Below are 26,963 nucleotides of genomic sequence, written 5' to 3'. Positions count from 1 at the left end.
GGTCATGGACCACTTCCCCGGTCCCCGGCACGAGCTTCCCCGACGCTACTGTCCGGTGTGCGGGCACTGGACGGACCGCCGGTTCCGCAACGGCCCCGGCGCCCGTCCCGACGCGCGATGTCCGAGCTGCAAGAGCCTGGAGCGACAACGCTTCCTGGCCGTCCTGACCTCCTGCCTGGGTCCGCTGGTCGACGTCGGCACGCTGCTGGACATCGCACCGGCGCCGTGCACGACGACCGTGCTCGCTGAGCTCGAGCCGGTCCGGCACGTGCGGATGGACATCGGCTACGACGAGCGCGGCGTCGACCTGCTCGGCTCGGTGACCGCGATCCCGCTGCGCGACGGGAGCGTGGACGTGCTGGTCTGCTACCACGTGCTGGAGCACGTGCCCGACGACGCCGCGGCCATGCGGGAGATGGCTCGCGTGCTGGCACCGGGCGGGGTCGGTCTGGTGCAGGTGCCGATCCGCTTCGGCCGGCCGACCGACGAGGACCTCGGGGCCGGTGAGGCCGAGCGGGTCCGCAGGTTCGGCCAGCACGACCACGTGCGCTACTACGGCGACGACTTCGAGCAGCGGCTGGCCGACAACGGCCTGGTCTTCACCCGTACCTCGCCCCGGTCCCTGGTCGGGGAGCGGGTCTGCCACGTCCTCGGGCTGATCCCCGACGAGTGGGTGTGGGTGGTCCGCAGCGCGGCGCACGACACCGGTGAGGTCCATCCGGTCGTCGTACCTCCGCCGACCGGTCTGACGCGGGCGCTGGACGCCGTCGTGGAGGCGTGGTTCGACGACCTGGTCGCACTGAGCCACGCGCGCCGGAGGGTCCGGCGGCTGAGGTCGGAGCTCGACGTCCGGTCCCGGTCACTGGGTGCCCGCGTGCGGGCCCATTGGCACCGCTCTGCTTGAGGGAATGGGCATGATCGCTGCATGACCTCTGCTGCGTCCCGCGCCACCCAACTGCTCGGCCTGCACACGAGCCCGAAGATCCTCACCCTCGTCAACGTCTGGGACGTCGCCAGCGCCAAGGCCGTGGCGGCGGTCGAGGAGACGAGGGCGATCGCGACGGCGAGCCACGGCATCGCGGCGACGTACGGCTATCCCGACGGCGAGAGGATCTCGGTCGACCTGATGCTGGACATGGTCGGGAGGATCGCGGCGGCGGTCGACGTGCCGGTGAGTGCGGATCTCGAGGCGGGGTACGGCGACCCGGGAGGCACCATCCGCCGGGCGATCGGCCTCGGCGTCGTGGGCGCCAACATCGAGGACCAGATGAAGCCGGTCACCGAGGCGGCGGCCGTCGTGGAGGCGGTGATGGCCGCCGCGGACGCCGAGGGTGTCCCAGACTTCGCGCTCAACGCGCGCACCGACGCCTACCTTCGCGCCGGCGACCAGGACCGGCGCGAGGTGATGCAGGAGGCGATCACCCGGGGCCGCGCGTACCTCGACGCCGGCGCGCCCGTCGTGTTCGTCCCCGGCCTGCTCCAGGAGTCCGAGGTCGAGGACCTCGTCGACGCCCTCGGCGAGCGGAGGGTGAGCCTGATCGGCGTCCCGGGCATGCTGCCGGCCAGCCGGCTCGAGCAGCTCGGCGTCGCCCGGCTGTCGTTCGGCCCGTACCCCCAGCGCGTCGCCCTCACCGCCCTCCAGGAGCTCGTCGAGGCGGTCGACGACGGCGTGCCGCCGGGTACTCGCGCGCTGAACTGACCGCTGCTCGGGACCCGGAGTGGCGGTGAGCCAGGGTCGGTCCCGTCGCGCCGGACCGACCCCCACCCACCGCCCATCCGGACGACGTCGGCCATGCCACTCGCGACCACGACGACGGTGCTGGCAGGGTGGGCCGGGTGAGTGAGATCGCCGACCGGTTCCGTGAGGTGGCCCGCAGCTGCGAGGGCGACGTGTTCTGGACACCGCGCAGCACGCCTGTCGAGGCGATGCGGCGGGTGGCCGTCCAGGCCGAGGAGCTCGGGATCGAGGAGTGGGACGTGTACGCCGAGCGCGGCGCCGTCGCGCGCCTCGAGGAGGAGGTCGCCGGGCTGCTCGGCAAGCCCGCGGCCGCGATGTTCCCCAGTGGCGTGATGGCCCAGCAGGCCGCGCTCCGGGTGCACTGCGACCGACGCGGCAGCCTGCGCGTCGGCATCCCGGAGGTCTCGCACCTGCTCCAGCACGAGGACGACGGCCCGCGGCTGGTGCACGGCTTCCGGTTCGAGCACCTCTCGATGGGCCGCGAGCTGCCGACCGTCGCCGACGTCGAGCGGCTCGGGCAGGGGCTCGGCGCGATCCTCCTCGAGCTGCCGCTGCGCGACGCCGGCTGCGTCCTGCCGGCCTGGGACGACCTGGTCGCGATCACGGCGAAGGCCCACGAGCTCGGTGCGGCCGTGCACCTCGACGGCGCCCGGATCTGGGAGAGCCAGCCGTACTACGAGCGGCCGCTCGCCGACATCGCCGGCCTCGCGGACACGACGTACGTCTCCTTCTACAAGGGCCTCGGCGGTCTCGCCGGCGCGTGCCTGGTGGGGGAGCAGGACGTGGTCGACGAGGCGCGGCGCTGGCGCAAGCGGATGGGCGGGACGCTGTTCCACCTGACGCCGCTCGCCATCGGCGCGCTGGCCGGGCTGCGCGACTACCTGCCGAAGATGCCCGAGTACGTCGCGTGGGGTCGCCGGCTCGCCGAGCGCCTGGTCGCGAAGGGCGTCCGGGTGAACCCCGACCCGCCGCAGACCAACACGTTCGAGCTGTTCGCCCATGCCGACGCGGACGTCGTCAACGAGCGCGTCATCGCGTTCATGGAGGAGACCTGGGTCCAGCCGTGCGGCATGTGGCGGCCTGCGCCGGTGCCGGGGGAGGTGACGTGCGAGGTCGCCGTGCACGAGGCCGCCCTGACGCGGGACCCCGAGGAGGTGGCGAAGTGGCTGAGGGAGATCACCGGGAGCTGACCGAGCTGCCGGTCGCCGAGGCGCTGGCGGCCATGCAGGCGCTGGCCGTCCGGATCTGGACCCCCGAGGCACGCCACCACCCCGGCCAGCTGGCGTGGAGCTACGCGTACGCCCTGCCCGAGGACCTCGGCCACGGACCGGCCGCCGTGCTGACCCGCGACGAGGACCTGGTGGCCTGGGCCTGGGCGGAGTCCGAGGACTGGATGGAGCTGTGCGTCGACCCCGCCGCCCTCGACGCCGGTGACGCGGCCATCGCCTGGTTCCTCGAGCGCGCCGGGTCGTCCGCCGTGCGGACGATGGCGCTGGACACCGAGGAGCACGTGTTCGCGGCCCTCGACCGCGCGGGCTTCCTGCCCGAGGACGAGATGCCCTGGTTCACCCACCACTACCTCGACCTCGAGAACCTGTTGCCCGTGCCGGAGGTCGCCGGCTACACCTTCCGGCACGTCGACCCGGACGAGGCCGGACCGCGGTCGGCCTGCCACCGCGCTGCGTGGAGCCAGCCGGGAGGTACGTCGAAGGTCACCGCGGCGGCGTACGAGCGGCTGATGCGCACCCCGCCGTACCGCCACGACCTGGACTGGGTGGCCGTCGACGAGGCGGGGGAGCTGGTCGCCTCGGCCACGATCTGGCTCGACGAGACGAACGGCGTGGCCCTGGTCGAGCCGGTCGGCTGCGTGCCGGACCACCGCGGCCGTGGCCTGGCCGGAGCGGTCAGCGTCGCCGGGCTGGCCGCCGCGCGTGACCTCGGCGCGCGCCTCGGCATGGTCTGCCCGCGCGGTGACGACGGTTACCCGGTGCCGATGCGCGTGTACCAGGGCATCGGCTTCACCCCGGGCCCCCGGACCGTGACGTTCGTCCGGCCTTCCCTGGAGGCCTGACCCCTCCCACCGCCAGCGGCCCCCCTCGCCGCGCCGAGGGGTACGACGCGGTGTTCCACCCCCCGGGGTGGTTTTGGGGCCGGACGGTTGACGGGGTGGAAACCCGGCTGGCACGGTGATGTAACCGGTTACAGAAACCGGTTACACGAACCAGGGGCCCGAACGACGGGCCGAACGATCTCTCGGGAGGCGATTCCTCGTGGCCACCACGATCCGGGACGTGGCCCATCGGGCGGGCGTGTCGATCGCCACCGTCTCCCGCGCCCTCCGGGACGCCGACAGCGTGACGCCGCAGACCCGCCAGCGGGTCACGCAGGCGGCCGCCGACCTCGAGTACGTGCCGAGCCAGCTCGGCCGCCAGCTCGCGCAGGGCCGGCACGCCGCGAACGGCATCGTCTTCCCCGACCTGTCCGGCCCGTACTACGCCGAGGTCGTCCTCGGGTACGAGTCGGTCGCCGCCGAGCTCGACCGCTCGGTCCTCATCCTGTCCACGCACGGCCGGCGCGACGCCGCGGACCTGGTCGCCGGCCTGGCCGCACGGTGCGACGGGCTCGTCGTCCTCGCCCACGCCGTCCACGAGGACGTCATCGAGCGCATCACCCGTCGTGGGACCCCCGTGGTGCTGGTCGCCCGCACCCCCGTCCCCGACGCCGACTCCGTCAACGCCGAGAACAGCGCGTCCGCGGCGATGCTCGGCGACCACCTCGTCGACCGCGGCGCCCGCACGGTCGCGTTCGTCGGCGACCCCGACGCCTCCTCCGACGTCGCCGAGCGACTCACCTCCCTGCGCGCCGCGGTGGAGCGCGCCGGTGCCACGGTCTCGGTCGTCCCGGTCGCCGACTTCAGCGAGGACAGCGGTGTCCGTGCTGCCGAGGCCGCCCTGTCCAGGCGCCGGGCCGAGGGCCTGCCCGACGCCTTCGCCTGCGCCAACGACGAGCTGGCGCTCGGGATGCTCCAGGGCCTGCGGGCCGCCGGCGTCCGCGTCCCCGAGGACACCCTCGTCTCCGGCTGGGACGACGTGATGGCCGCCCGGTACGCCGGGCTGACCACCGTCCGCCAGCCGATGCGCGACCTGGGCGCCCGCGCCGCCCACCTGCTCGACCAGCTGATCAACCGCACTCGCGAGGAGCACGTCCACGAGGTCCTCGCCACCGAGCTCATCGTCCGCACCAGCACGACCACCAGCACGACCACCAGCACCACGACCAGCACCACCACCAGCACCACCACCTCGGAAGGAACCCCCTGATGAACACATCTCGGACACGCGCGATCCGACGACCGTTGGCCGCGCTCACCACTGCCGGGCTCGCCCTCGCCTTGACGATGACCGCGTGCGGTCGCGACGAGGGCAGCTCCGGAGCCGCGGGCCAGGGGGACGCGGTCTCGGACGGCGCCGCCACCGGCACCATCGAGGTCTGGGCCATGGGCACCGAGGGCGACGCCCTCCAGGACTTCGCCAAGGGCTTCAACGAGGACAACCCCGACGCCAAGGTCGAGGTGACCGCGATCCCGTGGGAGGCCGCGCACGACAAGATCGCGAACGCGATCGCCTCCGGTGAGACCCCGGACGTCACCCTGGTCGGCACCACCTGGATGGGCGAGTTCGCCGAGAGCGGCGGCATCGACCCGACCCCGGCGGACCTGGTCGACCCGGCCGACTTCTACGAGGGCGCCTGGGGGTCCACGGAGGTCGGTGGCACGTCGTACGGCGTCCCCTGGTACGTCGAGACCCGCGTCCTGTACTACCGCACGGACCTGGCCAAGAAGGCCGGCTGGGACCAGGCCCCGCAGACCCTCGACGAGCTCCACCAGTTCGCCGCGGACATGCAGTCCAAGGGCGGCGCCGAGTACGGCATCCAGCTCCCGGCCGGCGGCACCGGCTCGTGGCAGACGTTCATGCCGTTCGCCTGGTCCAACGGTGCGACGCTGACCAACGAGGACGGGACCGAGTACACCCTCGACTCGCCCGAGATGACCGACTCCCTGGAGTTCTACAAGACCTTCTTCGACGACGGTCTGAGCCCGACGCGGACGCTGGACGCCGGTGAGCTCGAGAGCGGGTTCGCCGACGGCACCTACGGCTCGTTCATCTCCGGTCCGTGGCACACCGGGCTGGTCGAGGACGCCGGTGTCACCCAGGACCAGTACGCCATCGCGCCGTTCCCCGGCGCCGACGGTGCGCCCGGCACGTCCTTCGTCGGCGGTGGCGACCTCGCGGTCTTCAGCGACTCCGACAACAAGGAGTCCGCCTGGAAGTTCGTGCAGTGGCTGAGCGACCCGGAGACCCAGCAGGGCTTCTACGACCTGGTCGGCGACCTGCCGGCGGTCAAGTCCGCCTGGGACACCGGCAAGCTGGCCGACGACCCGCAGCTGCAGATCTTCGGCGAGCAGCTCGACAGCACGATGGCCCCGCCGGCCGTCCCCACCTGGGACCAGCTCTCCGCCGCGGTCGACAGCGAGACCGAGAAGGCGACCAAGGGCGACACCAGCCCCGACGACGCCGTGTCGGCGATGCAGAAGCAGGCGGAGTCGATCGGCACCGGGCTCTGAGGGACTGATCCCACATGAGCACCACGCACCAGCAACAGGGCCAACGAGGGTCCGAGGTCGACTCCCCGGACCGCGGCGACAAGCCGCGGTCCGCGGGCGGCCCCTCGCCGAGTAGGCACGTCGACCCCACGCGGCGCCAGCAGGCCATCGCGGCCTGGGCACTGGCGCTGCCGTTCACGCTGCTCTTCCTGGCGTTCACGCTCGGACCGGTGCTGGCCAGCCTCGGGATGAGTGTCACCGACATGCGGCGCGTGGACATCCGCACGCCGTTCGGCGTGAACTTCGTGGGGCTCGACAACTTCACCAAGCTCATCGAGGACCCTCTCTTCCGTAAAGTCACCCTCAACACGCTGCTGTACCTCGTGCTCGGCGTGCCGCTGACCATGGCCATCGCGCTGTTCGTCGCGGTCCTGGTCAACCGGGTGAACCGGCTCAAGGGCTTCTTCCGGGTGGGCTACTACCTCCCCGTCGTGACCAGCATCGTGGCGGTCTCCGTGGTCTGGAAGTACCTGTACCGCGACAACGGCGGCCTGTTCAACACGGTCCTGAGCTGGGTCGGCGTCGACGGGCCCGGCTGGCTCGACAGCACCACGCTGGCGCTGCCCAGCCTCGTCCTGATGGCCGCCTGGCGGAACTTCGGCACCCTGTTCGTGATCTTCCTGGCGGGCCTGCAGACCATCCCCAAGGAGCTCAACGAGGCCGCCGAGGTGGACGGCGCGAACGGCTGGGGACGGTTCCGCCACATCACCTTGCCGATGCTGCGTCCGGTGATGCTCTTCGGCGCCGTGATCACCGGCATCGGCTACCTGCAGTTCTTCGAAGAGGCGTTCATCATGACCCACGGCGGTCCGCTCGACTCCACGCGCTCGGTCACCTTCTACACCTTCGACCAGTTCGGCTTCGGCAACCTCGGGTACGCCGCCGCGGCGAGCTACCTGCTCTTCCTGGCCATCGTCGTGCTGACGTTCGTGCAGTTCCGGTTGCTCGGCGACCGTGAGGACAAGGTGAAGAGATGACGACCACGCACAGCGTCACCCACGACCCCAAGGCCGGCGAGGACGAGGCCGTCGTCGCCCCGAACCAGCGCGACGACAGCATCACGACGCCGCCGTGGATCTACGCGGTCCTCCTCGTCGGGCTGTTCCTCGTCGTCATCCCGTTCGTCTGGATGCTGATCTCCTCGTTCAAGCCCGAGGCCGAGGTCCGGGCGGTGCCGCCGACGTGGTGGCCCGAGACCCTGACCCTGGACAACTACGACCGGCTGTTCACGCAGCTGGACTTCCCGACGTACTTCATGAACTCGGTCATCGTGGCGCTCTCGGTCACCGTCGGGAACGTCGTCTTCTGCTCGATGCTCGGCTACGCCCTGGCGAAGCTGAGCTTCCCCGGCAAGAAGCTGATGTTCGTCATCGTGCTGGGCACGCTGATGGTGCCCGGGGTGGTGACGTTCATCCCGCTGTTCGTGCTGACCACCAAGATGGGTCTCTCGAACACGCTGATCGGGATGATCCTGCCGTTCATGGCCGCGCCGTTCGGCGTGTTCCTGATGCGGCAGTACATCTCGGCGCTGCCCGACGAGCTGATCCAGGCCGCACGCATCGACGGTGCCGGCGAGCTGCGGATCTTCGCCTCGGTGATCCTGCCGCTGTGCGGGCCGGCCCTGGCGACGCTCGGGATCCTGACCTTCCTCGGCTCGTGGAACAACTTCCTGTGGCCGCTGGTCGTGGCCCAGACCGAGGACAAGTACACCCTCCCGGTCGCGTTGGCGTTGTACGCCGTCGGCCAGAACGCCACCCAGTACGGCCTGCTGCTGGCCGGCTCGGTCGTCGTGGTCATCCCGGTGCTGGTGCTCTTCCTCTTCCTGCAGCGCCACATCATGCAAGGCATCGCCATGACGGGCATCAAGTAACCGCTCGTCGTTCCCATCTCGGAAAGGAACCCTCATGCGCGTGCGCACCTCCCTCGCCGCCACCCTGGCGGCCGGAGCACTGGCCGCCGGCCTGCTGACCTCGAGCGGCACCCCTGCCGCCTCCGGGGCAGCAGTCACCGCCGCCGGTGACCAGCCGGCCGTCCTCGACACCTACCTCGCCGACACGTGGAAGTCCTTCACGGCCATGGTCGACCCGGACACGGGTCTGGTCTCGGACAACGTGGCAGGCAGCCTCGCCGGCAACAGCCGGGCGCGGTACACCTCCCCGACCAACATCGGGGCCTACCTGTGGTCGACGACGGTCGCCGAGGACACCGGGCTGATCAGCCAGAAGGAGGCGCGGGCGCGGATCAAGCTGACGCTGAAGACGCTGGCCACCCTCGAGATCCACGAGCCGTCCGGGATGTTCTACAACTGGTACGACCCCCAGACCGGTGAGAAGCTCACGACCTGGCCCGAGAACGGCGACCCCGTCTACCCGTTCCTCTCCAGCGTCGACAACGGCTGGCTGGCCACCGGGTTGCTGGTCGTGGCCCGGTCCGACAGCACGCTCGCGGAGCGGGCGAACGCGATCCGCCAGAAGATGGACTTCAGCTGGTTCTACGACGAGAACGCCGGCGCCAAGCTCACCGCCGACCAGCCCGTCGGGGGCCAGATCAGCGGCGGCTTCTGGGTCGACCCGCCCAACGGCTGCTCCCAGCTGGTCGCGCTGAAGCCCGGGACGGACCCCGTCTACCAGACCTGCCACCGCTACGGCGCCTTCAACACCGAGCCGCGGATGGCGTCGTACCTCGGCATCGCCGCCGGCCAGATCCCCACCAAGCACTACTGGGGCCCGGTCCGGACGTTCTACAACGACAACTGCGACTACAGCTGGACCGAGACCAAGCCCGTCGGTGGGTGGCAGACCTACGACGGCATCCCGGTCTTCGAGGGCGCCCTGCCCTACCGCGACGTCGACGTCGTGCCCACGTGGGGCGGCAGCATGTTCGAGGCGCTGATGGTGCCGCTGTTCGTGCCCGAGGACCAGTGGGGCCCGCGCAGCTGGGGCGTGAACCACCCGCTGTACGTCCACGGCCAGATCGAGCACGGCCTCGACGACGCGCAGTACGGCTACTGGGGCTTCTCGCCGTCGAACAACCCGGCCGGCGGCTACCGCGAGTACGGCGTGGACGCGCTCGGCATGGACGCCGGCGACTCCAACGCCGGTGGCTACACGAGCGACCAGGACCGCACCGTCTGGAACCAGCCGTACGACGGCTGCCGCCCCGGCGACGTCGACCCGCCGGCCGCGTCCGAGTACGGCGACGGCGTCGTCACCCCGCACGCGTCCTTCCTCGCCTACCGCTACGCGCCCGACGCGGCGCTGGCCAACCTGGCCAAGCTGCGCGCGAACTTCGACGCCTACGGTCCCGGTGGCTTCTACGACGCGATCGACGTCACCAGCGGCCGGGTCAGCCGGCGCTACCTCTCGCTCGACCAGGGCATGATCATGGCCGCGCTGGGCAACGCGCTGGCGGGCGACGACATGCGCAGGTACGTGTCCACGGGGGCGATGCAGGAGAAGCTCGAGCCGATGATGCGCGAAGAGGTCTTCGCGGCGGGAGTGCGTTGATGCCCGCCGAGCAGCCCGGTGCTCGCCAGGACTGGGAACAGCGGATCGGCACGCGCAGCGGCGCCGCCTTCGGCGGCAACGCGCCGCGTCTCGACCCGCCCAAGGACCTGGAGGCCGTCTCGGGGGCACACCAGGTCTCGCTCACCTGGTCGCCGGTGGCGGGCGCCATCGGCTACCAGGTGTACGCCGCGGCGTCGGCCGACGGTCCGTTCGAGCCGCTCGACCACGCCGGTCGCGACGTGCTCGCCGTCCCGCACCCGCCGTACGCCGACACGACGGGCACGCCGGGGGAGTCGCGGTGGTACGCCGTCGCGTCGCTCTCCGACGTGCACGTCGAGGGCGAGCGGTCGGAGCCGGTGGAGGCGACGCCTCTCGCCGGCCCGGCCGGCGGCGTCACCGTCGAGGTGGACGCCGCCGACGGCCGGGGCGTGCTGCCGCGGCCGTGGCGGCCGATGATCGGCAGCGAGCACCTCTCCCACATGCTGGCGACCGAGCAGACCGGCGGGCGCGTGATCGGTGAGGAGCTCACCTCCGCGCTGAAGGCCGCGCACGACGAGCTCGGCGTCAGCCACGTGCGCGCGCACGCGATCCTCGGCGACGACCTCGGCGTCTACCGCGAGGTCGACGGCCGGCCGGTGCACGACTTCACCGGCGTCGACCGGGTCTACGACCACCTGCGCTCGATCGGCATGTACCCCGTCGTCGAGCTGTCCTTCATGCCGCACGACCTCGCGTCCGACCCGTCGAAGACGGTGTTCGAGTACGCCGCGATCGTCTCGCCCCCGAAGGACTGGGACCGATGGGGCGAGCTGATCCGCGACCTCGTGCAGCACCTCGCCGACCGCCACGGCATCGAGGACCTCGTCGAGCACTGGTCGTTCGAGGTCTGGAACGAGGCGAACCTCGAGGTGTTCTGGTCGGGCACGCCGGAGGAGTACCTCCGGCTGTACGACGTCACCGCGGACGCCGTCCGCTCGGTCGACGAGCGGCTGCTCGTCGGCGGACCGTCGTCCGCGGCGTCCGGCTGGGTCGAGGAGCTGCTCGCCCATGCCGAGCGCACCGGCTCGCCGGTCGACTTCGTGTCGACGCACACCTACGGCAGCCCGCCGCTGGACTTCAAGCCGATGCTCGAGAGGTACGGGCGGCCGGACGTGCCGGTCTGGTGGACCGAGTGGGGCGTCACCCCGACGCACTTCAACGAGGTCAGCGACGCGGTCTTCGCCGGCACCTTCCTGCTGCGGGGCATGGCCTCGGCGATGGGCCGGATCGAGGCGCTGTCCTACTGGGTGGTCTCCGACCACTTCGAGGAGCTCGGCCGTCCGCCGGCCCTGCTGCACGGCGGCTTCGGCACCCGCACCGTGGGCGAGCTGCGCAAGCCCCGGTGGTGGGCACTCGCGCTGCTCGAGGCACTGCCCGAGCAGCAGGTCGGGGTGACGCTCACCGGCGACGGCGCCGGTTCGCTCGTCGAGGCCCTGGCGGCGCGCACGGACGACGGCGACGTCGGGGTGCTGGTCTGGAACCTCACCCTCGACCAGACCAAGGCGTCCGGCTCCGCCGAGCTCGGTCGCCCCGTCACCGTGGCGGTGTCCGGGCTCGAGCCCGGAGCGGCGTACGTCGTGCACCACGACCGCGTCGACGACCACCGCTCGAACATCGCGGCGGTCTGGGGCCGTCTGCGCGACGGCGACCAGGACTGGCCGACCGACGAGCAGTGGATGCAGCTGCGGGCCGCCGACCGGCTCGAGCAGCTCGGCGAGGACCGGGCGGTCACCGCTGACGGCGACGGCCGGCTCGAGGTCGGCTTCGACCTGCCGATGCCGTCGATGTCGAGCCTGAGGGTCACGCGGGGCCAGGCCGCTCCATGTAGACCTCGGTGAACTCCACGCACCGGCCCTCGTCGTCGAACCGGATGAGGAAGCAGTTGTCGAAGGTGTGGGTCACCGGGCCGTCCGGGTGGTCCTGGTAGACCGAGGTCCCGGTGGCGACGAGGGTGTCGCCGTCGACGGCGTACGGCATGTAGTGAGCGTCGTAGGTGTCGGGGGCGTCGCGCGTCGAGGCCCCGTCGGCGTCGTTCTCGCCCAGCCAGGAGTCCACCACGGCGTCGCGGCCGACCAGCGGCTCGTCGTACGGGTGGTAGCGGTAGGCGACGTCTCGGGCGAAGAGGGCGGCGATGGCGTCGCGGTCGTAGGACTTCCAGGCCGCGACGTAGTCGTCGAGCCAGGTCTGGGCGGTGTCGCGGTCCATCGTCAGCCGACGACCTCGAACTGGGCCATCATCCCGTGGTCCTCGTGGTCGAGCATGTGACAGTGCACCATGAAACGCCCCGGGTGGTCGGTGAAGGTCGCGGCCACGTCGACGTACTCGCCCGGGTCGAGCCGCCAGGTGTCCTCGAGCCCGCGTTCCCACGGTGGTGGCCGCTTGCCGTTGCGGCTGACCGTGTGCCACTGCTCCTCGTGCAGGTGGACGTAGTGCGTCATGGTGGTGGTGTTGCGCAGCCGCCAGAGCTGCGTGGTGCCGCGCCGCACCCGGTAGTCCACCCGGTCGGGGTCGAACATCCTGCCGTCGATCGACCAGAACGATCCGTGCGAGTCCTTGGTCAGCCCGAACGTCCAGACCTTGTCGACCTTCTGGGGCACGTCGATCGCCGGCACCGCCCGCAGCCGGTCCGGCACCCGCGCGTGCTGGCGTGCGCTCCCGCGCACCCGGAACTGCATGATCGCCGCCGAGCGTGAGCCGGTGCCTTCGGTGGTGTCCGTGCGCGGCACGGTCGACAGGATGACGTCCTGGCCCTCCAGCCCGGAGAAGTCGACGACGACGTCGGCCCGCTGGGCGGGACCGAGGAGGACGTCGTCGCGCTCGACGCTGCGGGGGAGCAGGGCGGTCCCCGTGCCGATCTGGGTCAGCGGGCGGCCGTCGGAGAGCGTCAGGTCGTAGGCGGAGAACGTGCTCGCGTTGAGCAGGCGCAGGCGGTACTGGCCGGGCTTCACCTCGAGGTACGGCGCGAACTGGCCGTTCACGAGGATCCGCTTGCCCACCGTGGCGTCGTTCGGCGGCGCCTGCGGTCCGGTCATCCAGGCGTGCATCCCCCCGCCGGGGAACGGGTCGGTGAGCTGGTTGTCGGCGGTGAAGCTCCGGTCGGTCAGGTGCAGCGGCACGTCGTACGCGCCGTGCGGAAGCCCGAGGCGCTTCTCGCGCTCGTCGGTCACGAGGAACATGCCCTGGAGCCCGCGCCAGTTGTTCTCGGCGGTCCGGTCCATCCGGTGGTCGTGGTAGAAGCGGAACGCCGCCGGCTCGGGCCTGCCCCTCTCGCGGAGCGGGTAGGTGTAGGTGCGCCGGGCGCCGTGGCCGATCAGGTACGTCGCGGGCTGGCCGTCGTCGGCCGAGCTCTGGTGCCCGCCGTGCTGGTGCACGGTCATCGCCCCGGCCTTCGCCGGCAGGTCGTTGACGAAGGTGACCGTGGTCAGCGAGCCGGTGGGGCGCTTGATCGTGGGTCCCGGGAACGAGCCGCCGTAGGTCCACATCCACGTCTTCGGCCCGGTCGGCATGACCCGGACCTGGGCCCGCTTCATGGGGATGGTGATGTGCCTCCCGGTGAGCACCTTCGGGATCCGCAGCGCCTGCTCGAACGTCGGCGGGGCAGGCACGCCGCCGCCCTCGCCGGTCACGACCAGCGTGCCGCGCATGTTGGGGTGCAGGGTGCAGTAGAAGGAGTACTTCCCGGCGGCCAGCGTCGCCGGGATCACGAGGGTGTTGGTCTGCCGCGGCCCGACCGACACGTCGAACAGCGGGTCGCCCTCGCTGTCCACGGCGACCGAGGTCACCGTGTGCACCATCGAGTCCTTGTTGACGACCGTCAGCACGCCGCCCTGCTCGAGGGTCACCGACGAGGGGGAGTACCCGCTGACGATGCCGCCGAGCTTGATCACGATCGTGGCCGTGGTGGCCGCGGCCGGTGCGGCTGCCGCGGCATCCGCCTCCGGGAGCGGGGTGGTCGGCACGACACCCGGGAGGTGCGCGGCGCCGCCGAACGCCACGGCGATGACCGCCGCCACCCCGACGCGCCTGCCCCATCCACGAGCCAGCAGCCGGCCCCCCGTCCACGCCACGGGCCGAGTCTCGGCCACACCGGGGCGTTGCGCCAGGCCCTTTTTCGGGTGTCGCGCGATACTGCGCCGGTGCACCTGACCACCCGGACGGCCCGCGCGGCGCTCGTCCTGGTGGCGCTGCTGGTGAGCGTGCTGCTCGCCTCGGCCGCGCCGGCGGCCGCCCACGCCGAGCTCGTCGACACCGATCCCGCCCAGGGCGCGGTGCTCGAGCGGATGCCGGACGTGGTGACGCTGACGTTCAGCGAGACGGTGCTGCAGGTCCCGGGCGGCGTCGTCGTGACCGACGCGGCCGGGAACGAGCTCGCGTCCTCCGTCGAGACCAGCGGGGACGACCTGCTGGTGAGGATCGAGGATCGCCTCGAGGCGGGCACCGTCGTGGTCGCCTTCCGCGTGGTGTCGGACGACGGCCACCCCGTCGCCGGCCACCTCGTCTTCTCCGTCGGGACGCCCAGCCCCAAGACCGCCCCGCCGGCCACCGGGTCCTCGCCGCGGTCGCTCACGATGGCGCTGAGCCTGTCGCGCTGGCCGGCGTACGCCGGGTTGCTGGTGGCCGTCGGTCTCGTTTGGTTCCTGGCCCTCGTCGTGCCGCCCGAGATCGACGCGGGCGCGGGTGTCCGCGAGCGGCTGCGGACCGCGGCCCGCTCGGCCGCGGTCGTGTCGGTGTTCGCGTGGCTGACCGGACTGCTGCTCGACGGTGCCTACCTGAGCGGGCGCGGCTTCGGCTCGCTGGGGGACTCGACGACGTTCGAGGCCGTGCCGCGGCGGGAGGTGGTCGCGGCGCTGGTGCTCACGCTCGCCCTCGTCGCCGCGGTGCGCACCCGGGGCGTCGTCGCCGCGCTGGCCGGGCTCGCCGCCCTGGTCCCCGTGGCCCTCGTCGGGCACTCCGTCGCGATGCCGCACGCCCAGCTCAACGTGGTCGTCGACGGCTTCCACCTCGTCGCCGCGGCGACCTGGCTGGGTGGGCTCGTCGGTCTGGTCACGGTGCTCCGGGGTACGTCGAGCCGCTCGGACGTCGCTCTGCTCGCCGTGGCGCGCTTCTCGGTTGCTGCGGCCACCGTCCTGGTGGCGCTGGTGGCCGCGGGGACCGTCCTGGCCTGGCAGCTCGTCGGGAGCTGGGGCGGGCTCGTGGACGCGGCGTACGGGCGGCTGCTGCTGGCCAAGATCGTGCTGGTGGCCTTGGCCGTGGGCGTGGCGGCCTACAACCGGTACGGCCTGCTGCCGCGCGGCCCCGCGGCGCGCTCGCTGCTGACCCGGGCCGTCGGCGCGGAGGCCGCGGTGCTGGTCGTCGTGGTGCTGGTCACCGGGTTCCTCGTGCAGGAGGTGCCGCCGGCGGGCGTCAGCGCCAGCACGGCCGCGCGCGCCGAGCCGCTCACCGGACGCGCGGACCTCGGCGGCCTCCAGGCGACGGTGACGCTGGACCCCGGGAGGACCGGCACCAACACCGTGACCGTCGAGGTCGACAACAGCTCCGGCGTGCCCGCCGAGCTGTTCACGCCGCCGGAGCTGCGGGTGCTGGGGGAGGGCGCCGATGTCGGCGACATCCCGACCGACCCCACCGCGCTCGGCGTCTACCAGGGCACGGTGGTCCTGCCGAGCGCGGGACGCTGGCGCTTCCAGGTGTCGGTGCGCGTCGACGAGGACACCATCCCGACCGCCACCGTGGAGCTCGTGGTGCCCTGAGCTCCATGTGATTGATCGGGTAGTCCGGTGTGATTGGGCTGTCCCGTGCGCTGTTTCGCAGCCCATTCACACCGGACTACCCCGACGACGCGAACGACGACGGCCCGCACCTGCCGGAGCAGGCGCGGGCCGTCGTGCGGAGCGAGGTGGTCACATCTTCGGCATCAGCACCGTGTCGACGATGTAGACCGTGGCGTTCGCGGTCGGCACGTTGCCGCACAGGACCGTGGCCTTCTCGGCGCCGATCTGGAAGTCCTCACCGGAGCCGGCGACGGTCAGCATGTCGCCGGCCAGGGTCTCGTGGTCGCCCGCGAGCTGGTCCGGGCTGAGCTGGCCCGCGACGACGTGGTGGGTGAGGATCGTGGTCAGCAGCTTCTTGTCGGCCAGCACCGCCTTGAGGTCCTTCGGCGGGATGGCGGCGAAGGCGTCGTTGACCGGCGCGAAGACGGTGATGCCCTCCGCGCTGTTGAGCGTGTCGACGAGGCCGGCCTTCTTGACGGCCGTGACGAGCGTCGAGAGCAGCGGGTTGGCGCTCGCGGCGGAGGCGACCGGCGCGGTGGCCATGCCGTCGAACGAGCCGTCGCCGTCGGCGGGCACCGCGCTGCAGGCGGGGCCGAAGACCTGGGCGGCGGCGTCGGACCCGGCGGCGCTGGACTCCTCGGCGGGCGAGCTCTCCTCGGCGGGAGCCGACGACGTGGTCTGGTCGGCGGGGTCGGCGGCGGTGGAGCTGTCGTCGAATCCGCAGGCAGCGAGCCCGAGCGACATGGTCAGCGCCAGTACGGCAAGGCCCGACTTGACGAGCTTGCCGGTGGTCGTGGTGTTCATGTGTCTGCCTTTCGGTCTTTCGGTCGAGTGCTGGTGGTTCGACACCGCGGAGGCTGCGGATTGCCTTGCCCTGCTGGGGTTTCGGCGGTCCAGACGTCACACGACGGTGACGACGATCGACTGCACGCCGGTGGCACCGTCCGGGAACGGCGTGGCGCGAGCCGCGGTCTGCGGCGTGCCGTCGGCGTCGATCGCACGGACGGCGAGCGTGTGCTGACCAGGAGTCGCGTCCCAGTCGACGTACCACTGCCGCCAGTAGTCGTTGCCGCCGTCGGGGCCGAAGGTGGCATCGCGCCACGCGCCGCCGTCGACCCGCACCTGCACGCCCGCCAGCCCCTGGTGCTGGTGCCACGCGACGCCGCCGATGAAGGTCTTGCCGGCCTTGACCTTGCCGAGCGCCTTCGGTGTGTCGATGCGGCTCATCAGCTTGATCGGGGCGTCGGTCTTCCAGCCGCGCTCGGTCCAGTACGCCGACTTCTCGGCGTACGTCGTGAGGGTCATGCGGGTGATCCACTTGCACGCGCTGACGTAGCCGTACAGGCCGGGCACCACCATGCGTGCGGGGTAGCCGTGCTCGCGCGGCAGCGGCTTGCCGTCCATCGCGATCGCGATCATGGCGTCGCGGCCGTCGGTGGCGAGGTCGAGCGGCGTGGAGATCGTCATGCCGTCCACGTCGGTGGACAGGATCTGGTCGGCCCGGGTGCCGACACCCGCGCGATCGAGGAGGTCGGTCAGCCGGATGCCGGTGAAGCGGGTGGCGCTCACGTAGGGTCCGCCGATGTCGTTGGAGACGCACGTGAGCGTGATGTCGCGCTCGACGAGGTCCATGCCGAGCAGGTCGTCGAAGGTGAAGGTCACCTCGTCGTCGACGTCGCCGTCGATGGTGAGCGTCCACGTGTCCAGGTCGATCACGGGCAGGGTCAGCCGGGTGTCGACTCGGTAGAAGTCGGCGTTCGGGGTGCGGAACGGCGCGATCCCGGGGTACTCCGCCTCGAGACCCTGCGGGAGCGGCTGCGCCGGTGACGCGGGCCGAGGCAGGGCGAAGTCCTTGATGGCACCCCGGGCCCGGGCGACCTGGCGACCAGCCGCTCCCAGGACCACGGCTCCGGCGGCCATCGCGCCGACGGTGAGGAGCACGGCGCGCCGGCTCGTGGCTCCGCCCGCTGGGCGACGCGGGCGGTCACGCCCGTCACGAGACCCGGTGAGCCGGACCAGCCACCAGAGGGCGACGACGCCCACGACGCCGGCGACCAGCGCGGGCAGCACGTCCGAGGCGGTCGCGGCCGGCCGGGTCAGCGCGGCGGCCGCCGCGAGCCCGACGAGCAGCACGAGAAGGGCCGAGCCCGCGGCGCGGCTGCGCCGGGTGAGCATCCCGGCGACGGCCGCGAGGACGAGGACACCGACGAAGACCGACCCGATCAGGATCGGCTTGTCCCGGGTGCCGAAGTGCTGGACGGCCCACTCCTTGACCGGCGTGGGTGTCAGGTCGATGACCGTGGAGCCGACGGCGAGGACGGGCGAGGACGCCGGGTCCGTCAGCGCGGCGACCAGGTGGCCGGCCGCGACGCCGAGCAGCGTGGCAAGCACGCCGTAGAGCGCATCGGTCAGCCGAGTCCTCATGGCGGGTGGTTCGTTTCACCCTCGGCCCGCGGATTGGGCTTCGGGTGCCAGAACCACCCCGATAGGTGGACTGCGCCGGGTCCGGGCGAACGACACTTCGACCACCCGCGGACCGCCGGCCCGCACCGGACGGCTCAGTACGAGCGGAAGGGCATGGCAGACACGGTGAGCACACGTTGCGCCATGGAGCCGGTCTGCGCGGCCAGCTCGAAAGAGCTGCCGGCCGCCTCGAAGCTCTGCTCGGCGCGGACGAGCATCCCGATCGCGACGCTCGGCAGGAACGTGACACCCGTGAGGTCGACGACCAGGCCCGTGCGATATTCCTTGCTGCATCCCTCGATCGCGCGCCGCAGCTCTTCGGTCGACTCCGCGTCGACGTCGCCGCTCACCGCGAGAACGGATCCGACCTCGTCGTACGTGGTCGTCAGGGGAAGCCCGGGCACGGCAGGAAACATACCGTGAGGAGGTGGGATGAACACCGACAGCACCGAAGATGAGCTCGAGTTCGTCACGTCGATCCAGAGCGTCGTGCAAGCGGCCGGGGTGCCGGTGCTGCCGAAGCTCGACCTCAACGGCAGCTACTGCGTGCCTCAGGACGCCAGCGAACCGGGTGGCAGCTGGTTCGACGCCGTCGTGCTGCACGACGACCGGCTGGCGCTGGTCGTCGGTGAAGCGCCCGGGATCGGGCTCGCCGCCTCCGTGGTCGCCGCCGAGGTGCGCTCGATCCTGCACTCCGCCCTGAGACGCGACGCGGACGTCGTGGAGGCCCTGCTGCTCGCCGACGCGTTCGCCGATGACGTGGACGAGGCCCGGGGTACGTCGGCCCTGGTCGCGGTGATCGACCCGGAGCGGTCCCTCGTCACCTACGCGACGGCCGGCCACGCCGGACCGTTGCTGCTCCCCGCGCACGCAGCGGCCGCACAGCTCGGCGGCACCGGCGGCGGGGTGCTCGGCACCGGCACGGGCACGGGGTTCGCGCCGGTGACCTGCGACCTGATGCCCGGAGACGTCGTGCTGCTCGCCAGCGCGGCCGCCCACCGCTCGGCGGCCCTCACCCTCCTGGACCTCCTCGGGGAGACCGCCGAGATGGCGTTCCAGGACCTCACGGTCCTGGCGGACGCCAGCCTGGCCCGACTCGGCCCCGACGACACGCTGTGCCTGGTGGCCGCGCGGCTGCGCGGCGCCCCGCACCGGGAGCTGCGGGTCCGGCTGAAGGACGGCGACGCCGTCCGCGTCACGCGCGGCGAGCTGAGCATGTGGCTCGAGGAGCTCCGCGCATCGCCGATGGACGAGATGGCGCTCACCCACGCCGCTTCCGAGCTGGTCACGAACGCGATCGACCACGGGGGTCGTGACGACGACCGGGAGATCGAGCTGTACGCCCGCCTGGGCACCGACGGGGTGATCCGCGTCGAGGTCACCGACCACGGCACGTGGCAAGCACCCTCCGAGGACCTCAGCCGAGGCCGCGGGCTGGCGATGGCGGCCGGGCTGGTGGACCACCTGGGCGTGGCGACCGGACCGTTCGGGACGCGCGCTCTCCTCCAGCACCGGCTCGTGCGTCCCGTGCCGATCGAGACCACGCGGGGCTCGAGCCGCGAGGTACCGCGCCCGGCCCCGGTCGAGGTCCTCCATCCCGAGCCGCACGTCATCGCCCTGAGAGGGACGTTCGGTCACGACGACGTGGAGCGGGTCGCCGCCGAGATCCTGGTGGCCACCCGCGGCGGCACGCTCGGCTTCTGCCTGGACGTCACGGGGGTGACCGAGCTCAGCACCAGCGGGGCGCGGCTGCTGATCGACCTGACCTCGGTGAACCGCTCGATCGGGATGTTCGCCGCGGACATCGACATCGTGGCGGAGGCCGGTTCGATGACGCAGCACACTCTCGACGTCACGGGCATTCCCCACCGTGTCGCCTGAGGAGGGGCTGCCGCCGCGGGGAAGGCTGGCGGTGGCTCCGGACGCACCCCTGGTGATCGCGGGACTGACCTCTGTCCTGAGCCGCGCGGTCCCCGAGCTCGAGGTCGTCTGCCTGCGCGACGTGGCGGACAGCGTCGGCCGGGTGGACATGCTGCTCTACGACCCCCAGCGCCACCGCGCGCAGGAGTTCGAGCGACAGGCCCGGGCTTCCGCCGGCATGCTGCTGGTCGCCTTCTCGTGGTCGGTCCGTCCCGACGTCGTCGACGACGCCCGTCGGGAGGGAGCGGTCGCCTTCTTCTCCAAGGAGCTCAGCGAGGACGAGCTCGGCACCGCGATCCGCGCCGTCCGGGCGGGGCACCGCAACCGCTTCCTCGTGCAGCCGTACATCGTGCCGGCGCCGGTGGTGCAGGCGCGTCCGGGCGGCCTGACCGAGCGCGAGTACGACGTGATCGAGCTGATCACCCAGGGCCTGACCAACGACGAGGTGGCCCAGCGGCTGTTCCTGAGCGTGAACTCGGTGAAGTCCTACATCCGGTCGGGCTACCGCAAGATCGGCGCGACCCGTCGTTCGCAGGCGGTGCTGTGGGGCGTCCAGCACGGGATGGACCAGCGTCCCGGCGGCCCTCGGTGAGTGGTCGACCGGGGCTCAGCGAGCCGCGAAGCTGACCACCGCGATGTCGTCGCTGGCGTCGTCGGACTGCCACGTCAGCGTCGCGCTCACGACACTCGCGACGATGTCGTGCGGGTCGCCCGGGAGGCCGGCGAGCAGCTCGAGCAGCCGCGCGTCGCCGAACAGCTCGCCGCTGGACCCACGCGCCTCGGTCACCCCGTCGGTGAAGAGGGTCACGGTCTCCTCGCCGAGCTTGTGCCGGACGGTGTGGAACTGGGGGTCGGACATCAACCCGGCCGGCGTACCGGGGACCCCGAGCTCGGTGATCCGTCCGTCGGACGCTCGGATCAGGGCCGGCGGATGCCCGGCCAGTGCCAGCGCGATGCTCCAGCCCGGGTCCTCCCACTCGAGCCGAGCGGCGACGAGGGTGCAGTGGTGCTCAGAGCCGTGGGACCTCATCGCCTCGTCGAGGGCGTGCAGGAGGTCGCTGGGGTCGGGGTGGGCGATCGCCACGGACCGCACCGTGTGCCGGACGAACGACGTGATCACGGCGGCCTGGATCCCCTTGCCGCTGACGTCGCCGAGCACGACGGCCCACGCGTCGGGAGCGACCTGGAAGACGTCGTAGAAGTCGCCGCCCACCTCCCGACCGCTCCCCGCGGGCCGGTACGCCGCAGCGATCTCGAGGTGCGGGACCACCGGGGGCTCGGGTGGGATGAGCGTCTGCTGGAGCGTCACGGCCATGGCGGCGGCGTCCTGGCTGGCGCGCTCGGCCGCGTGCTTCGCCGCCACCAGGTAGTCCTCGTAGCGGTGCCGGTCACGCGTCTCGACGAGCACCACGAGCACGGTCCGAGGATCGGTGCTGACGACGCGCGCGTTGAGCAGCACCGGGACCCGGCCCCCGTCGGCACGCACGAGCTCGACGGCGATCTCCCGCACCACCCCCGCGTGGTCGAGGATCGGGCGGACGTGGGTCTCCAGCAGGATCTGCCCCCCGGTGGAGACCAGGCTGCTGAACGTCCGCAGGCCGATCACGTCGCCGGCCGGTGCGTCGAGCAGCCTCAGGAACTCCTCGTTCGCGCGGGCGACGATGCCTCGCGCGTCGACGACGACGTACCCGCACGGAGCCGACTCGAAGGCGTCGAGACCCGTCGGCAGCAGCTCGGTCACGTGACCCCGACCGGCAGGAAGTCACGGATCGCCGACACCACCTCGTCCGGGTTCGTCAGGTGGGGCGCGTGCCCTCGGGTCTCGAGGACCCGCATGACGGAGCCGGTGATCTGCCGGTGGATGAACTCACCCGCCGTCATCGGGGCGATCACGTCGTCGCGGACCTGGAGGACGAGTGTCGGCGCGCTGACGTGGGGGAGATCGGCTCGGTTGTCACCGCGGAAGGTCACCTCGGCGAACTGCAGCGCGACGTCCGGCCGGGTGCGACAGAAGGCGTCCTCCAGCTCGGTGCGAGCCTCCTCGTGGCCGGCGCCCGCGACCATGCCGGCCACCGCCGCCTGCCAGCCGAGCTGGTTGCGCTCCATCGTGGTCAGCAGGTCGTCGATGTCGGAGGCCGAGAAGCCGCCGACGTACTCGCCGTCGTCGACGTAGCAGGCCGAGGGCGACACCATCACGAGTCGCGTCACGACCGTGGGCGCGGCCAGGTGGGCGAGGACGCCGATCATCGACGCGACCGAGTGGCCGACGAACGTGACGTCGTCGAGGCCGAGCTCGTCGAGCACCTTCAGGACGTCCTCGGCGTAGCCGTCCAGGGACGCGTGCCGCACCGGGTCGTACGTCGACGGGTCGGCCGCCGCGGAACCGGGCAGGTCGAGCAGCACGACCCGGAAGTCGTCGGAGAACGCGGGCGCGACGAGACGCCACATCTCCCGGCCGCAGCCGAAACCGTGCACGAACACCAGGACCGGTGTGCCCGAGGGACCCGTCAGGGTGGCGTTCAGGGTGTCCCCCACCTCCATGCCGGAACTGTAGGGCATGGCGCTACACCCTCCCCGGGAGAGCCATGCCCGGCGACGACCAGCGCCCGTACGGCGCAGTCAGGTAGCCGTCAGGTACGCGCGGGAGAATGGAGGCGTGGTCAACGTCGGGCTGTGCGAGGACGACCCCGCCATCCGTCGCGTGGTCTCGGAGGCCTTGGAGCTGACCGGCCACACGGTGACGGCGGCCCACGACGGCGGCGAGGCGCTGCGGCTGTTCGCGACCGACGACGGCCTCGACGTGCTCGTGCTGGACATCGGGCTGCCCGACTCCGACGGCCGCGACGTGTGCCAGGCGCTGCGGTCGGCCGGCCAGTCCGCGCCGGTGATCTTCCTGACCGCGCTGGGCGCGATGCACGAGAAGCTCGCGGGCTTCAGCGCCGGGGCCGACGACTACCTGGCCAAGCCGTTCGACGTGAAGGAGCTGGTGGCCCGGATCGAGGCCCTGGCGAAGCGCGGCCGACAGGTCAGCGCGACCGCGGCGCCGACCGATCTGGTGCTCGATCCCGCACGCCACTCCGTGGCGCACGCCGGACACGAGGTGCTGCTGACGCCGACGGAGTTCCGGATGCTGGCCGCCATCACGTCGCGCCCGGGCGAGGTCGTACGGCGTCGTGCCATCGTCGCGGCCGCGTGGCCGCACGAGGCGATGGTCAGCGACAACACCGTCGACTCGTTCATCCGCCGGATCCGGGTGAAGCTCGAGCAGGTGGACTCGCCGCTCACACTCACCACGGTCCGGGGCGTGGGCTACACACTGAGGTGATGAGCGAGCGGTCCGGCGTACGGCGGTGGGGACCGCGCACGTTCCGCGGCAAGATCGTCGTCTCGACGGTGGGGCTGATGGCGGTCGCCATGCTGGTGGTCGGCCTCGGGATCCAGCTCCTCCTGGGCGCGACCGCGCAGCGGGACATCGACCGCGTCCTCCACGACCGGGCCGACGCGATGGTGGCCGTGGTCGACCAGGCCTCCGGCTCGGGCGGCGTCGTGACGGCTCCGCCGGACGTCCTGGAGCTCGGCGTCGCCGTGTACGCCGCGGACGGGTCCTTGGTCGCCGGGTCGGTGGAGCGCGATGCGCGGGAGGCCGCGCAGCGACTGGGTCGCGCGGGCCGCGAGCAGAAGGTGACGGTGTCCGGCGACGAGACCAGGCTGCTGGCGGTGCCGTTCACCACCTCGGGGGGTGCGAAGGGGGTCGTGGTCGTGGGCGCCGAGACGGCGCCGTACGAACGTTCGGAGCTGTACGCCCTCATCGCCACCCTGCTCCTCGGGGTGCTGGTCGTGGCGGCCTCCGGGTTCATCGCGTGGCGCGTCACGCGTCAGGCCCTCCATCCGGTGGCCCTGATGGCCGAGCGGGCGGACGACTGGAGCGAGCACGACCTCGACCGCCGCTTCGACCTGGGCCCGGCCACCGACGAGCTGTCGGCGCTGGCGCTGGTGCTCGACCGGCTGCTGGACCGCGTGGCGTCGGTGATCCTGGCCGAGCAGCGGCTGACCGCCGAGCTGGCCCACGAGCTGCGGACGCCGCTCACCTCGATCCGAGGGGCGGCCGACCTGGCGCTGATGCGCGGCGTCGACGACCCGGCTCTGCGACGCGAGATCGAGCAGGTGGCCGAGTCCGCGACCGCGATGTCCGGGGTGATCACCACCCTGCTCGACATCTCCCGCGACGGCGCTGCCTCGACGGTGCACCGCACGACCGACCCGGCGGAGGTGCTCGCGGACGCCGCGGCTCGGGCCGTCTCCCGCGCGGGCATCACCGTCGAGGTCCGGCCGAGCGGGTCGGCGGCCCGGATCGCCGCACCCAGTGAGGTCGCGGTCCGGGCCCTGGTGCCGGTCGTGGACAACGCGGTGCAGCACGCCTCGTCCGTGGTCGTGCTCGAGGCGGTCGAGCGGCCCGACCGCATCGACCTCGTGGTCAGTGACGACGGCCAGGGCATCGAGCCGCCTCGGCGGGCACGGCTGTTCGACCCCGGCGTCTCCCACCGGGCCGGCGGTGCGGGTCTCGGCCTCGGGATCGCCCGCCGCGTCGCCCGCTCGCTCGGGGGCGAGGTCACCCTCGAGGACGCCCCGCGCGGTGCTCGCTTCGTGGTGTCGCTGCCACGTCGCTGACGTCGTCCGGTCAGGTCCCCGTCAGGCGTCGGGCCGCACGTTTGCCACGTGACACTCCTCGACGTCGACGCGCCGGTCGGCGCCGCGTCCGTCCGCCCCCGACGCCCGAGGGGACTCCACCACCTCCTGGGTGCCGTCGCGGGGGGAACGGCGCTCTGGCTCCTGGTGCCGGCTGTCGCCGGCGTTCCGTGGGCGGCCATCGCGCAAGCCGCGCGTGCGCCGTCGTGGCCGGTCCTGGTCGGGCTGGGACTCGTGTGGCTGGTCGGGCTGCTCGCGCACACCACGACGCTGGGGGCCGCTCTCCCGGGCCTCGGCCGTCGCCGGGCTCTGCTGCTCAGCCTCACGGGGAGTGCGGTCTCCAACGTGCTGCCGGCGGGAGGGGCCGCCGGGATCGCGCTCAACTACCGGATGGCGCGTGCGTGGGGACACGACGGCGCGGCGTTCGCGACGTACACCGTGCTCACGAACCTCTGGGACGTCCTGACCAAGCTGGCCTTCCCGGTCGTGGCCCTCGCCGCCGTCCAGGTGCTCGGCCCACCGGGTCTCGTCGGCCCCGGCCGCGCTCTCCTCGGAGGTGCCACGTCCGTCGCCGCCACGGCCGTCGTGGTCGTGCTCATGGCGTGGCCGGGCGGCCTGACCCGGGTCGCCGCCGTCGTCAACCGGGCGGCGTCGCGGGTGCAGCGTGCCGCCGGCAGGCTGCCACACCCCGTGCTCACCCACGAGGGAGTCGCGACGTGGCGCAACGAGACCAGGGTCCTGGCCGCTCGCCGCTGGCGGCCGCTCACCGCGGGGATGGTCCTCTACTCGGCCCTCCTGGTCCTGCTGCTGGGTCTGTGCCTCTGGTCGACAGGCGCGTCGGTCCCCCTCGGAGTCGTCCTCCTCGCGTCGTGCGTCGAGCGGTTGGCGACCCTGCTGCCGGTGACACCCGGGGGACTGGGACTGGTCGAGCTGGGACTGGTGGGCGTGCTCACGCTCGCCCCTGGCGGCTCCGCGGCGGGCATCGCCTCGGGCGTCCTGCTGTACCGCGCCCTCACCTTCGGGCTGGAGATCCCGGTCGGCGGTGCCCTCCTTGCCTGGTGGGAGCTGCGCGTGCGCGGGCGGACCGGAGCGGCCCGATGAGGATCGCGCACCTCACCGACAGCTACCTGCCGACGGTCGGCGGCATCGAGATGCACGTCCGGGACCTGGTCGACCGTCAGCGTCGCGTCGGCCACGACGCCCGCGTGGTCACTCCCGCGCCGCTCCCGCCCGGCGCGGACGAGGATGCGGACCATGTCGTCCGGACGGGGCGTCGCGCAGCGCACTGGCTGACCGACTTCGACCCGGACCTCGTGCACGCGCACGTCTCGCTGTCGCCGTATTCCCTCGCGGGCGCGCGGTGGGCGGCGCTGGCCGGGATCCCGACGGTGGCCACCGTCCACTCGATGCTCACCGGTCTCGGACCGCTGGCCGGCACGCTGGGGGACCTGAGCGGGGTCGCCCGGTGGCCCGTCCTCTGGACGGCGGTCTCGGCAGCGGCGGCCGCGCCGGTGCGCGACATCGTCGGCGCACCGGTCCGCGTGGTGCCCAACGCGGTCGACCTCGACGCCTGGCGGCCGAGGCCGACGCCCCCCGACGGACCGCCCCGCGTGCTGGCGGTGATGCGGCTGACGAGGGTGAAGCGGACGCTCCCGCTCGCCAGGATCCTGGGGGACGTGGCGCGACACGTCGACGTGCACGCCACCGTCGTCGGCGACGGGCCACAGCGGCCGGCACTCACGCGTTACCTGCGCAGCCACCGTCTCGACGGCGTCCACCTGACCGGAACGGTGGACAGGAGCGTCGTACGTCGCGAGCTCGCGGCCGCGTCGATCTTCCTCGCGCCCGCGCATCGCGAGTCCTTCGGCATCGCGGCTCTCGAGGCCCGCGCCAGCGGGCTGCCCGTCGTCGCGAGCGCCAGGTCGGGCGTCGCGTCGTACATCACGCACGGCGTCGACGGGCTCCTCGGTGACTCCGACGAGGACCTCGCCGGCCACCTGCTGCGGCTGCTCACCGATGACGGGCTGCGCCGGGCCCTGACGGAGCACAACCGCGCCGTACCTCCGCGATGCTCCTGGGCGGACGCAGACGTGGCCCGTGCGGACGTGTACGCCGCCGCCCTCGCTGCCCGCCGCCACCCGCGCGCCGCCTCCCCCCGCAGGCTGGTGTCCTCGTGACGC

General features: G+C 72.3%; 24 protein-coding genes. 17 read left to right on the top strand and 7 right to left on the bottom strand.

Features of this window, described 5'->3' with window-relative positions:
- Nucleotides 1-4 precede the first annotated feature (4 nt).
- The 10 genes from ISU07_RS22260 to ISU07_RS22215 all read left to right on the top strand — a co-directional run bounded on the left by ISU07_RS22260 (nucleotide 5) and on the right by ISU07_RS22215 (nucleotide 11,784).
- Complete coding sequence (locus ISU07_RS22260) at nucleotides 5-904, top strand: class I SAM-dependent methyltransferase (protein ID WP_194709046.1); 900 nt, start codon at nucleotides 5-7, stop codon at nucleotides 902-904.
- 21 nt (nucleotides 905-925) lie between these two features.
- The gene (locus ISU07_RS22255) at nucleotides 926-1,699 is read left to right on the top strand and encodes an isocitrate lyase/PEP mutase family protein (protein ID WP_194709045.1); all 774 of its coding nucleotides are present in this window, start codon (nucleotides 926-928) and stop codon (nucleotides 1,697-1,699) included.
- Nucleotides 1,700-1,836: 137 nt separating this feature from the next.
- Nucleotides 1,837-2,928 carry a threonine aldolase family protein gene (locus ISU07_RS22250; protein WP_194709044.1) on the top strand — a complete coding sequence of 364 codons (1,092 nt, stop codon included), beginning with the start codon at nucleotides 1,837-1,839 and terminating at the stop codon, nucleotides 2,926-2,928.
- On the top strand, nucleotides 2,901-3,809 hold the full coding sequence (locus ISU07_RS22245; RefSeq protein WP_228522403.1) for a GNAT family N-acetyltransferase: 909 nt from the start codon (nucleotides 2,901-2,903) through the stop codon (nucleotides 3,807-3,809). Before ISU07_RS22250 ends, ISU07_RS22245 begins: the two co-directional genes overlap by 28 nt.
- A 199-nt stretch (nucleotides 3,810-4,008) precedes the next feature.
- Nucleotides 4,009-5,058: a LacI family DNA-binding transcriptional regulator gene (locus ISU07_RS22240; protein ID WP_194709043.1), complete on the top strand. Its 1,050-nt coding sequence runs from the start codon at nucleotides 4,009-4,011 to the stop codon at nucleotides 5,056-5,058.
- Complete coding sequence (locus ISU07_RS22235; protein ID WP_194709042.1) at nucleotides 5,058-6,362, top strand: sugar ABC transporter substrate-binding protein; 1,305 nt, start codon at nucleotides 5,058-5,060, stop codon at nucleotides 6,360-6,362. Before ISU07_RS22240 ends, ISU07_RS22235 begins: the two co-directional genes overlap by 1 nt.
- Before the next feature lie 14 nt (nucleotides 6,363-6,376).
- The gene (locus tag ISU07_RS22230) at nucleotides 6,377-7,378 is read left to right on the top strand and encodes a carbohydrate ABC transporter permease (protein WP_194709041.1); all 1,002 of its coding nucleotides are present in this window, start codon (nucleotides 6,377-6,379) and stop codon (nucleotides 7,376-7,378) included.
- Entirely contained in the window at nucleotides 7,375-8,271 is an 897-nt protein-coding gene (locus ISU07_RS22225; RefSeq protein WP_194709040.1) for a carbohydrate ABC transporter permease, read from the top strand. Before ISU07_RS22230 ends, ISU07_RS22225 begins: the two co-directional genes overlap by 4 nt.
- A gap of 34 nt (nucleotides 8,272-8,305) precedes the next feature.
- Nucleotides 8,306-9,907, top strand: coding sequence for a glucoamylase family protein (locus ISU07_RS22220; RefSeq protein WP_194709039.1), 1,602 nt, complete (start codon nucleotides 8,306-8,308; stop codon nucleotides 9,905-9,907).
- Nucleotides 9,907-11,784, top strand: a complete 1,878-nt coding sequence (locus tag ISU07_RS22215) for a GH39 family glycosyl hydrolase (RefSeq protein WP_194709038.1) — start codon at nucleotides 9,907-9,909, stop codon at nucleotides 11,782-11,784. The genes ISU07_RS22220 and ISU07_RS22215 overlap by 1 nt, the downstream gene beginning before the upstream one ends.
- On the opposite strand, the gene ISU07_RS22210 is transcribed toward ISU07_RS22215, so the two are convergent.
- Both ISU07_RS22210 and ISU07_RS22205 read right to left on the bottom strand, forming a co-directional pair.
- Nucleotides 11,747-12,151 carry a nuclear transport factor 2 family protein gene (locus ISU07_RS22210; RefSeq protein ID WP_194709037.1) on the bottom strand — a complete coding sequence of 135 codons (405 nt, stop codon included), beginning with the start codon at nucleotides 12,149-12,151 and terminating at the stop codon, nucleotides 11,747-11,749. The two genes, ISU07_RS22215 and ISU07_RS22210, sit on opposite strands and share 38 nt — an antisense overlap.
- 2 nt (nucleotides 12,152-12,153) lie before the next feature.
- Nucleotides 12,154-14,013 (bottom strand): multicopper oxidase domain-containing protein, encoded by a 1,860-nt coding sequence (locus ISU07_RS22205; protein WP_194709036.1) that lies wholly within the window; start codon nucleotides 14,011-14,013, stop codon nucleotides 12,154-12,156.
- 69 nt (nucleotides 14,014-14,082) lie between these two features.
- Here ISU07_RS22205 and ISU07_RS22200 point away from each other — a divergent pair, with 69 nt between their 5' ends.
- Nucleotides 14,083-15,693 carry a copper resistance CopC/CopD family protein gene (locus ISU07_RS22200; protein ID WP_194709035.1) on the top strand — a complete coding sequence of 537 codons (1,611 nt, stop codon included), beginning with the start codon at nucleotides 14,083-14,085 and terminating at the stop codon, nucleotides 15,691-15,693.
- 150 nt (nucleotides 15,694-15,843) lie between these two features.
- Here ISU07_RS22200 and ISU07_RS22195 read toward each other — a convergent pair whose 3' ends face one another.
- The 3 genes from ISU07_RS22195 to ISU07_RS22185 all read right to left on the bottom strand — a co-directional run bounded on the left by ISU07_RS22195 (nucleotide 15,844) and on the right by ISU07_RS22185 (nucleotide 18,581).
- Complete coding sequence (locus ISU07_RS22195; protein ID WP_194709034.1) at nucleotides 15,844-16,518, bottom strand: fasciclin domain-containing protein; 675 nt, start codon at nucleotides 16,516-16,518, stop codon at nucleotides 15,844-15,846.
- Nucleotides 16,519-16,614: 96 nt separating this feature from the next.
- Nucleotides 16,615-18,138, bottom strand: coding sequence for a molybdopterin-dependent oxidoreductase (locus tag ISU07_RS22190; protein ID WP_194709033.1), 1,524 nt, complete (start codon nucleotides 18,136-18,138; stop codon nucleotides 16,615-16,617).
- 134 nt (nucleotides 18,139-18,272) lie between these two features.
- A complete protein-coding gene (locus tag ISU07_RS22185) occupies nucleotides 18,273-18,581 on the bottom strand; it encodes an STAS domain-containing protein (RefSeq protein WP_194709032.1) in 309 nt (102 codons plus the stop codon).
- A gap of 28 nt (nucleotides 18,582-18,609) precedes the next feature.
- On the opposite strand from ISU07_RS22185, the gene ISU07_RS22180 reads away from it, so the two are divergent.
- The gene (locus ISU07_RS22180; protein WP_194709031.1) at nucleotides 18,610-20,058 is read left to right on the top strand and encodes an ATP-binding SpoIIE family protein phosphatase; all 1,449 of its coding nucleotides are present in this window, start codon (nucleotides 18,610-18,612) and stop codon (nucleotides 20,056-20,058) included.
- Nucleotides 20,048-20,689 (top strand): helix-turn-helix transcriptional regulator, encoded by a 642-nt coding sequence (locus ISU07_RS24980; protein WP_194709030.1) that lies wholly within the window; start codon nucleotides 20,048-20,050, stop codon nucleotides 20,687-20,689. Before ISU07_RS22180 ends, ISU07_RS24980 begins: the two co-directional genes overlap by 11 nt.
- Before the next feature lie 15 nt (nucleotides 20,690-20,704).
- Here ISU07_RS24980 and ISU07_RS22170 read toward each other — a convergent pair whose 3' ends face one another.
- Both ISU07_RS22170 and ISU07_RS22165 read right to left on the bottom strand, forming a co-directional pair.
- Complete coding sequence (locus ISU07_RS22170; RefSeq protein WP_194709029.1) at nucleotides 20,705-21,838, bottom strand: PP2C family protein-serine/threonine phosphatase; 1,134 nt, start codon at nucleotides 21,836-21,838, stop codon at nucleotides 20,705-20,707.
- A complete protein-coding gene (locus ISU07_RS22165; protein WP_194709028.1) occupies nucleotides 21,835-22,638 on the bottom strand; it encodes an alpha/beta fold hydrolase in 804 nt (267 codons plus the stop codon). Before ISU07_RS22165 ends, ISU07_RS22170 begins: the two co-directional genes overlap by 4 nt.
- Before the next feature lie 115 nt (nucleotides 22,639-22,753).
- On the opposite strand from ISU07_RS22165, the gene ISU07_RS22160 reads away from it, so the two are divergent.
- From ISU07_RS22160 to ISU07_RS22145, 4 genes are read left to right on the top strand one after another with little or no spacing between them, the layout of a single operon-like run.
- Nucleotides 22,754-23,422 carry a response regulator transcription factor gene (locus ISU07_RS22160; protein ID WP_194709027.1) on the top strand — a complete coding sequence of 223 codons (669 nt, stop codon included), beginning with the start codon at nucleotides 22,754-22,756 and terminating at the stop codon, nucleotides 23,420-23,422.
- Nucleotides 23,422-24,765: a sensor histidine kinase gene (locus tag ISU07_RS22155; RefSeq protein WP_194709026.1), complete on the top strand. Its 1,344-nt coding sequence runs from the start codon at nucleotides 23,422-23,424 to the stop codon at nucleotides 24,763-24,765. The genes ISU07_RS22160 and ISU07_RS22155 overlap by 1 nt, the downstream gene beginning before the upstream one ends.
- Nucleotides 24,766-24,813: 48 nt before the next feature.
- Complete coding sequence (locus tag ISU07_RS22150) at nucleotides 24,814-25,884, top strand: lysylphosphatidylglycerol synthase domain-containing protein (RefSeq protein WP_194709025.1); 1,071 nt, start codon at nucleotides 24,814-24,816, stop codon at nucleotides 25,882-25,884.
- On the top strand, nucleotides 25,881-26,960 hold the full coding sequence (locus ISU07_RS22145; protein WP_194709024.1) for a glycosyltransferase: 1,080 nt from the start codon (nucleotides 25,881-25,883) through the stop codon (nucleotides 26,958-26,960). Before ISU07_RS22150 ends, ISU07_RS22145 begins: the two co-directional genes overlap by 4 nt.
- Nucleotides 26,961-26,963: the final 3 nt, after the last annotated feature.

Source organism: Nocardioides islandensis, from assembly GCF_015352455.1.
Lineage (GTDB): Bacteria > Actinomycetota > Actinomycetes > Propionibacteriales > Nocardioidaceae > Nocardioides > Nocardioides islandensis.
The sequence above is the reverse complement of the archived record's forward strand: the minus strand, read 5'-3'. Positions and strand labels throughout refer to the sequence as shown.